General features: G+C 39.7%; 1 protein-coding gene. It reads right to left on the bottom strand.

The features are described from left to right. On the bottom strand, positions 1–423 hold a 423-nt coding region (locus AKK44_RS08430; RefSeq protein ID WP_236686771.1), incomplete at both ends, for a gp58-like family protein.

Here is a 423-nt window from a genome sequence, read left to right as displayed (position 1 = left end):
ATTAATAACTCTTATCTTCGCTGCATCAATCGTACCCGCAATTATCTGGTCAGCTCTGATTTTGATAGCTTCTGCGATTTTTGTAGTGAACGTTCCGTTTACTGTTGTATTCCCATCAAGAGCAATGCGCTCTCCAGCAATGCGAACACCATAGCCGTTCAAGTTGATTGCTGAAACGATCTCGCTTGCGGACATCTTGCTTTTAGGCAATCTGTCTTTAATCGCAAACATGATGCTATCACCCGACAATCTCAAAAGCGATTCTAGCTTTTCTTGACTGACACTAGCCTGTATTAAGCCTTTTAATTGCGTGTAATTCGATTGAATAGTCTCATTTTGATTTGATATTTTTCGTTCAAATCCTGAAACAGTTTCTCGCAAGCTGTTGTAATTGCCGTTTACGTCTTGCAATTTACGTTGATA

Origin of the sequence: Streptococcus phocae, from assembly GCF_001302265.1 — a bacterium.
In the GTDB taxonomy this organism is placed as follows: Bacteria; Bacillota; Bacilli; order Lactobacillales; family Streptococcaceae; genus Streptococcus; species Streptococcus phocae.
This window is presented reverse-complemented; position numbering and strand designations above follow the sequence as displayed.